General features: G+C 54.1%; 7 protein-coding genes. 2 read left to right on the forward strand and 5 right to left on the reverse strand.

Going from position 1 to position 7,449, the window contains the following annotated elements; all coding sequences use genetic code 11:
- Positions 1-14: 14 nt before the first annotated feature.
- Together gabD and gabT are read left to right on the forward strand one after the other, a co-directional pair.
- On the forward strand, positions 15-1,457 hold the full coding sequence (gene gabD, locus CX651_RS16120) for an NADP-dependent succinate-semialdehyde dehydrogenase (RefSeq protein ID WP_101056862.1): 1,443 nt from the start codon (positions 15-17) through the stop codon (positions 1,455-1,457).
- Positions 1,458-1,504: 47 nt separating this feature from the next.
- Positions 1,505-2,776: a 4-aminobutyrate--2-oxoglutarate transaminase gene (gene gabT / locus CX651_RS16125; protein WP_025887874.1), complete on the forward strand. Its 1,272-nt coding sequence runs from the start codon at positions 1,505-1,507 to the stop codon at positions 2,774-2,776.
- A 268-nt stretch (positions 2,777-3,044) separates the two neighbouring features.
- On the opposite strand, the gene CX651_RS20290 is transcribed toward gabT, so the two are convergent.
- The 5 genes from CX651_RS20290 to CX651_RS16150 form a co-directional block, all read right to left on the reverse strand.
- Complete coding sequence (locus CX651_RS20290; protein WP_101056863.1) at positions 3,045-4,358, reverse strand: methyl-accepting chemotaxis protein; 1,314 nt, start codon at positions 4,356-4,358, stop codon at positions 3,045-3,047.
- A gap of 290 nt (positions 4,359-4,648) precedes the next feature.
- Complete coding sequence (locus tag CX651_RS16135; RefSeq protein WP_101056864.1) at positions 4,649-5,065, reverse strand: hypothetical protein; 417 nt, start codon at positions 5,063-5,065, stop codon at positions 4,649-4,651.
- Positions 5,062-5,520: a hypothetical protein gene (locus tag CX651_RS16140; protein ID WP_071477021.1), complete on the reverse strand. Its 459-nt coding sequence runs from the start codon at positions 5,518-5,520 to the stop codon at positions 5,062-5,064. The genes CX651_RS16135 and CX651_RS16140 overlap by 4 nt, the downstream gene beginning before the upstream one ends.
- Positions 5,521-5,626: 106 nt before the next feature.
- Positions 5,627-6,760 (reverse strand): pyridoxal phosphate-dependent aminotransferase, encoded by a 1,134-nt coding sequence (locus tag CX651_RS16145; protein WP_101056865.1) that lies wholly within the window; start codon positions 6,758-6,760, stop codon positions 5,627-5,629.
- A 112-nt stretch (positions 6,761-6,872) separates the two neighbouring features.
- A complete protein-coding gene (locus CX651_RS16150) occupies positions 6,873-7,280 on the reverse strand; it encodes an NADAR family protein (protein WP_283103268.1) in 408 nt (135 codons plus the stop codon).
- Positions 7,281-7,449: the final 169 nt, after the last annotated feature.

A 7,449-nucleotide genomic window follows, 5' to 3' on the forward strand; every position in this document is an offset into this window, starting at 1 on the left:
TTAAAGGAGTCGCAATGAAACTTAATCAGAGTGAGCTGCTGCGTGAACAAGCCTATATCGAAGGCCAGTGGCTGGACGCAGACTCAGGCAAGAAGGTCAATATTTTCAACCCGGCCACCGGCGAGCGTATCGGCAGTGTGCCCGAGATGGGCGCATTTGAAACCCACAGAGCCATAGATGCCGCCGAGCGGGCTCTTCCGGCCTGGCGGGCGTTGACCGCCAAAGAGCGCAGCAGCATTCTCAAACGTTGGTTCGAGCTTATCAATCAACACGCCGATGACTTGGCGCTGCTGATGACCACAGAGCAGGGTAAGCCTCTGGCAGAAGCCCGCGGTGAGGTCGCTTACGCCGCCTCCTTTATCGAGTGGTTTGCCGAAGAGGGCAAGCGGGTTTACGGCGATACGATCCCAGGCCATCAACAGGACAAGCGCCTGCTGGTGATCAAGCAACCCGTGGGCGTGACTGCGGCCATTACGCCCTGGAACTTCCCGGCGGCGATGATAACCCGTAAGGCGGGACCGGCACTGGCGGCCGGTTGCACCATGATAGTCAAACCGGCGCCGCAGACCCCTTTTACCGCTCTGGCGCTGGCCTACCTGGCGATTGAAGCAGGCATTCCTCCCGGCGTCTTCAGCGTAATCACCGGTGATGCCAAGGCGATAGGCAATACCCTTTGCGAAAGCGCCGTGGTGCGTAAGTTATCTTTCACCGGCTCGACCGGCGTGGGCATTCATCTAATGCAGCAATGCGCCGCCACCCTGAAGAAACTGTCACTGGAGCTCGGCGGCAACGCGCCCTTTATCGTGTTTGACGATGCCGATCTGGATGCTGCGGTGGAAGGGGCGATGATCTCCAAATACCGCAATGCCGGTCAGACCTGCGTCTGCGCCAACCGCATCTATGTACAGTCGTCCGTTTACGATGCCTTTAGCGAAAAGCTGGCCGCCAAAGTGGCCGAGCTCAAGGTGGGTGTCGGCACAGAGTCCGGCATTACCACAGGGCCACTTATCGACAAGAATGCGGTGAAAAAGGTGCAGGCTCATCTCGAGGATGCCGTCTCCAAAGGCGCCAGGGTCAAGACCGGCGGCCGGGCGCTGGGCGGTAACTTCTTCGAGCCCACTATTTTGACCGAGGTGAATGGCAGCATGCGGGTCGCCAAAGAGGAAACCTTTGGCCCGCTGGCGCCGCTGTTCCGCTTCGACAGTGTCGATGAAGTGATCGCCATGGCCAACGATACTGAGTTTGGCTTGGCGGCCTATTTCTACGCCAGGGATATCTCCAGAGTCTGGAAAGTCGCCGAGGCGCTGGAATACGGCATGGTGGGGATCAATACCGGGCTTATCTCCAACGAAGTGGCGCCTTTTGGTGGCATCAAGGCCTCGGGGCTGGGACGGGAAGGCTCTAAATACGGCATAGAGGAATATCTGGAGATCAAGTATCTCTGCCTCTCGGTCTGATTAACCCATGTCCCGGCGATGCCGGGACAACAACAGAGGATAGCAGGATGATAAGCAATGACTCTCTGATGGTGCGGCGCCAGGCCGCAGTGGCACCGGGTGTGGGACAGATACACCCTGTGTTTGTGGAACGGGCGGAAAATGCCCGGGTATGGGACGTCGAGGGCCGCGAATATCTGGACTTTGCCGGTGGCATAGCCGTGCTCAATACCGGGCACCTGCATCCCAGAGTCAAGCAGGCGGTTGCCCGCCAGTTGGAAGATTTCTCCCATACCTGTTTTATGGTGCTGGGCTATGAGAGTTATGTGGCCGTCTGCGAAAAACTCAACGCCCTGGTTCCCGGGGATTTCGCCAAGAAGTCGGCACTGTTTACCAGTGGCTCGGAGGCGGTGGAAAATGCCCTTAAGGTCGCCAGGGCCTACACCAAACGCAGCGGCGTCATCGCCTTTACCTCAGGCTATCATGGCCGCACCATGGCAACGCTGGCGCTCACCGGCAAAGTGGCGCCCTACAGTAAGGGCATGGGGCTGATGCAGGCCAACGTGTTTCGCGCCCAGTATCCCTGCGCGCTGCATGGGGTGAGTGACGACGATGCGATGAAGTCCATTGAGCAGATTTTCAAGAATGATGCCGAGCCGGCGGATATTGCCGCTATTATTCTTGAGCCGGTGCAGGGCGAGGGCGGCTTCTATGCCGCATCCCCCGAGTTTATGGCGCGGCTGCGCAAGCTGTGTGACAAGGAAGGGATAGTGCTGATTGCCGATGAGGTGCAGACGGGCGCCGGCCGCACCGGCACCTTCTTTGCCATGGAACAGATGGGTGTTGCCGCCGATATCACGACTTTTGCCAAGTCCATTGCCGGCGGTTTCCCACTCTCCGGTATTACCGGTCGGGCCGAGATGATGGATGCCATAGGTCCCGGCGGTTTGGGAGGCACCTATGGCGGCAATCCGCTTGCCTGCGCTGCCGCCCTGGCGGTGATAGAAACCTTCGAGAAGGAACAGCTGCTGGCGCGGGCCAACCAGGTGGGCACTGTCATTAAAGAAGCGCTTGGCAAGCTGCAGCAGGAGTACGACTTTATTGCCGATGTTCGCGGCCTGGGCGCCATGGTGGCCATGGAGTTGGTTGAAGACGGTGTGCCGAAGCCCGAGTACTGCGCGCGAGTCCTCACCTTGGCGAGGGAGCGCGGTCTTATCCTGCTTTCCTGTGGCACTTATGGCAATGTACTGCGTCTCTTGGTGCCTTTGACCGTCAGTGACAGGGATCTGCAGCAGGGGCTTGAGATTATTGCCGAGTGTTTCCGGCAACTGCGTAGTTGAGCCAGAAGGATGATAGGGAAGCCCAGCGCTTCCCTTTTTTTATGTCTGTAGTAAAAAAGAGGCTTATTCATTTGAGTTGCTTGAGGCTTGGCCTGTCCAAGCTGCAATTTTGTCGCTGTTAACTTTTTTGTCTGCACGCGCATTGTGCCCGACGCTGGCGCAGTTGCGACATAGTCAAAACGATCAGATGGATAAACTCAAGATCTGACGAAAGCCCCCGGCCTTGGCTGGGGGGGGGCTTTTTAGCGGGGCGGGAGAAGCCTTCGGATCAATGTCCCTGATGTTCATCGGACAGGGACGCGACTGTATCAACCACATTGCGGGCACCATCGAGAATCGCGCTCATTAGGTCCGCGACATCCTGAAGTTGGATTTTACCTTGGTTGGCCGCTTCGGCCACCGCCGCCATTTCCCGGGTGGCCTTGTCTGTAAGCTGACCATTTTGACTGACAACAGAGCCTATCTCCTTGGTGGACTCACTGGTGCGGGCCGCCAGTTGCCTGACTTCATCGGCGACAACGGCAAAGCCTCGGCCCTGTTCACCGGCGCGGGCAGCTTCAATTGCGGCATTGAGCGCCAACAGATTGGTCTGCTCGGCAATGGCGCTGATGGTCGAGACTATCGCCTGGATATGGCGTGATTGCTCATTGAGCTGAGCTATCGCCTCTGAGGCCTGCTGTACCTGATAGGTTATGTTGTTTGAGGTAGCAGTTACCCTGTCGAGACTGTCTATGGCTTGCTCGACTGTGGCACCTGTATTCAGCGCCGTGCTGTGGGCTATTTCGGTCGCTTCTTTAATCGCCTGGGACTTTTCTATCCTGGCGGTGATATCACTGGCAAACTTAATCACCTTGATTACTTTACCGGCGGCATTGTGTATCGGGTTATAGCTGGCCTCAAGCCAGACGGTTTGCCCCAGTTTATTGAAGCGTTTAAACAGCCCGGACTTGAACTGGCCCTTATTGAGCTCTTCCCAAAAATGGGGGTGTTCCCGGTAGAAGGCCTCTTCACAAAACAGCTTGTGGTGTTGTCCTTTCAGTTCGGCCCTGGTATAGCCCATGACGTCGAGAAAATTGGCATTGGCCTCAATGATATTGCCCTTGGGGTCAAACTCGATAATCGCCTGGGAGTTATCCAGGGCGTTGGCCACTGCTTTTTGAGTGTCGGTTTCCATTTGGCTGTTGGTGACATCGGCGGCAATTTTCATGACGCGGGTGACTTTACCCTGCTCAAACACAGGGAAGTAGGTGGCCTGCAAATAGATGCAGCTGCCATCTGCATGGCGACGTTCAAACACCCCGGCAGCGGCTTTCCCCTGCCTGAGCTGCTCCCAAAAACTGCGGTATTGGGTTGAGGCGGCATAATCGGCCTGACACAAGCTTTTGTGAGGCATGCCTTTGAACTTTTCCTGTTCCAGGCCAAACAACTCGGCAAACAGGCTATTGGCTTCTATCACAGTGCCGTCGGGCGTGAACACCACACAGGCAAGCGACTGCTCTATGGCTTGTACTGTTGCCAGTTGCCTGGATAGCTGCAATTGACATTGTTCCAGCGCATGTCTGGACGATTTATTGAAGAACATAAAACAGATCCCCACTTGTTAGGTTTAGTCGGCAGCTTGCTGTCGGCTCGTATTCTGAGGCGAGGATCCATTTCGCAGTCGTTATTCCTGATAGGCTGCATATTTTTACTTATTATAGCGTCGCTGAAAGGTAGCATAAGTGTGGCAGAGTGAAAGCGGTAAATGATATTAAGCTGCAACTGTCACATCTTGGAGCCTATAGCTGTGTGGCATGAAAGGTTCCGGTGCACAGACTAGCAGGTTTTTGTTAACTTAAGATTTCGGCACCTTTGCCAATCAAGGGAATCCCCTTAATATTTGGCCTTCAGTTTCTGTCGCAGACTCTCATCTCTGGCGGCTTTGGTGACTTCGAGAGCGATATTGCGCCTGAGGCGAATTAACCAACTGTCGATTTTGGCTTGGTCTATTTTGCAATCGCAACGGCTGGAGAGCAGGCTAAGCTGCAGTGCCTGTGCCTGTCGTGCGACTTCTACTTCGACCGTGTATCCCTTGTAGTTATTGAGCCGGGCGAGCCAGGTGCCATCTGCGGCAGTTTCCAGTTCCCAGCTATCCCGGGTAACGGCCCGCTGCAACATGGCGGGAATATCCTGCACATAACCACCCGTGGATACTGGGTTTTGCCAGCGTTGCAATTGATATTCAGTCTCGGCGGAAGCCGGGTTCAGCCATAACAGATTCAGCAGCAGCGGCAGTAGTATTCGTTTCATGATTTTTTCAGCTCCTGAGCGATGGAGAGACGCAGATTCTTGATGTAGTTGTAATAGCCGCGGCCATTCTTGTAGCAGATATCATCAATCAGCTTCTTGCAGACAAAATCCCCCAGGGCGGCGTGGTATTTAAGCTGAATATAGCTGGCGTCGTATTCAATGCGCATCACATTAGTGTCGCCACGATAGTCGAAACGGGCCAGGATATAGCCCTCACCTTCGCCCTCGTATACCCAGGCAAAGCCCTTGGTGCTGAGCATTCCTTCGAGAATGGCATAGCGAACCTGGGCCTCACTGGCTCCCGCTACCGGGATCTCTTTATGAACGGCTTCGATATAACGGTTTGAGGATTTGGGTTTGGCATTTTTGTTGATGACCAGCTCGCCGGGGGCGGCTTGTAACGACAGGGAGAAACCGAGGGCGAATAACGCCCCCAGAATGGATTGGACTTGCATATCAGAATCCTTCTGAAAAAGGCTGCGAAAGTCCGAGTCTAGCGAAAAGCCAAGGCACTTGAAAGAGTGCTTGAAACAGTTCTTGAAACAGCTCTTGAAAGAGAAATTAGAGCAAACCTTCCAAACGCTGGCGTTGCATCTCTTTGGCAACTTGTTGCATCTGCATTGGTGTGCCCAAGGTCAAGCGATTCCAGCCTTCAAGCCCTGGGAAGGTGCGGCCCACCAGAATGCCGGCCTGCTGCATCCGCTTGCGATAGTCTTCATTATTGCCCTTGATGCGGTGGAAAATAAAACTGGCGTTGAGTGGCAGATAGTCGAGCCCCAACTGTTTGAGCGTGGCAATGATAATGGCACCGGCCTCCAAATTGTTGCTGCGGGCCTGCGCCAGCCAGGCGCTGTCATCCAACACTGCCGCTGCCCCATAGAGGGCAAACAGGTTGGCGTTGTCAAAACTCGCCTGGGCCTGCATGGCGGCTATCATTTCCGGAGCGGCAATGGCATAACCGGCCCTTAGTCCCGCCATTCCCCATGCTTTGGAGAACGTCTTGGTTAGCACTGTGTGTTTCTGGCCATTTTGGATGAACGGCAGCGCGGATTGGAAATCGCTACCGGCATACTCGCCGTAGGCCTCATCAATAATAAACTGCAGCTCGGGACTGGCCTTGGCCAGCCACTGCGCAACCGGCGCCTTGGGTAGCAAGAGGCCGGTTGGGTTGTTGGGGTTACACAGATAGACAATGGAAGGGCCAGAGTGCGCGGCCACGGCGGCTTGCATGGCGGCGATATCGGTTTGCAGCTCGGCGGTCAGTGGCACTTCAGTTACCTTGAGTCCTCTGGCCTTGGCATAGTCGGCCACTATGTCAAAGGTGGGCTTGGGCATTACCAACTGGCAGTGAGCGCTGGCCATGGCATCTATGGCGAACTTGAGTACTTCGGAAGAGCCATTGCCATAAATGAGCTGCTCTTGGCTGACACAGTGGTAGCTTGCCAGGCGCTTGAGCAAAGCCTGACGGGCACTGTCGGGATACAGGTGCGCTTCGCCCATATGCTGCATAATGGCTTCTCTGGCACTGCTTGGCATCCCCAGCGGGTTTTCATTGAAGTTCAGCGCCAGGGGCCCCTTGGAGACTGTAGCTTGGGCCTGCTCTTGGGAAGATAGAGAGAAATTACTGCAGCCACTGAGCCCCAGTGCAGTACCAGCTAAACCGGCCTGAATAAAATGCCTACGACTTAATTGCATGTTTATTATGATGTTCTGGATAAGAGGGCGCTCAGTCTACCCAGAGGAGGAGAGAAAATAAATGAATTTTTATTCATTATTTGAAGCTTGTTATTCTTTTGGCTTTTGATTGTCAGAGATCTTTTCTGAGCCGATCGCGAACTTCCATGAGTGCAAACCCTAACAGATTTAAGCCTTTCCATCTCCTGGGAATTTCAGATTCAGGATGATCTTGAGCGAGCCCTATCCCCCATACTTTATCTACAGGACTAGCCTCGACTAAGATACGGTTTCCAGTATTAAGCAGAAACGATTTTAGTTCAGTATGCTGAGCAAACTTAGCTAAGTTTGCATTAAGTACTATTTCAAAGCGTCTCTCATCCCAGACTTCTTGGTTGAACCCGACTACTTCCCGACCAATAGCTTTGGCTGCGCCAGGGTTGGTGGCAAGGAGGATTCTTTCACATGCAATGTCATCACCAAATAGCTTTGCCTTGTTATACATCATGTAATGCTCCGCAGAAAAAATATGGACACCCAGCGTTAATGGCGCAGTAGTTAGTCTCCGACTATCCTTTGTTTAAGCATTTAACAGAAGGAGGTAAAAAATATGGACACCCAGCGTTAATGGCGCAGTAGTTAGCCTCCGACTATCCTTTGTTTAAGCATTTAACAAGGAGGTTATTATGCCGCGCCCTCGGCGAACTCAA

Origin of the sequence: Shewanella chilikensis (genome assembly GCF_002836945.1) — a bacterium.
Lineage (GTDB): Bacteria > Pseudomonadota > Gammaproteobacteria > Enterobacterales > Shewanellaceae > Shewanella > Shewanella chilikensis.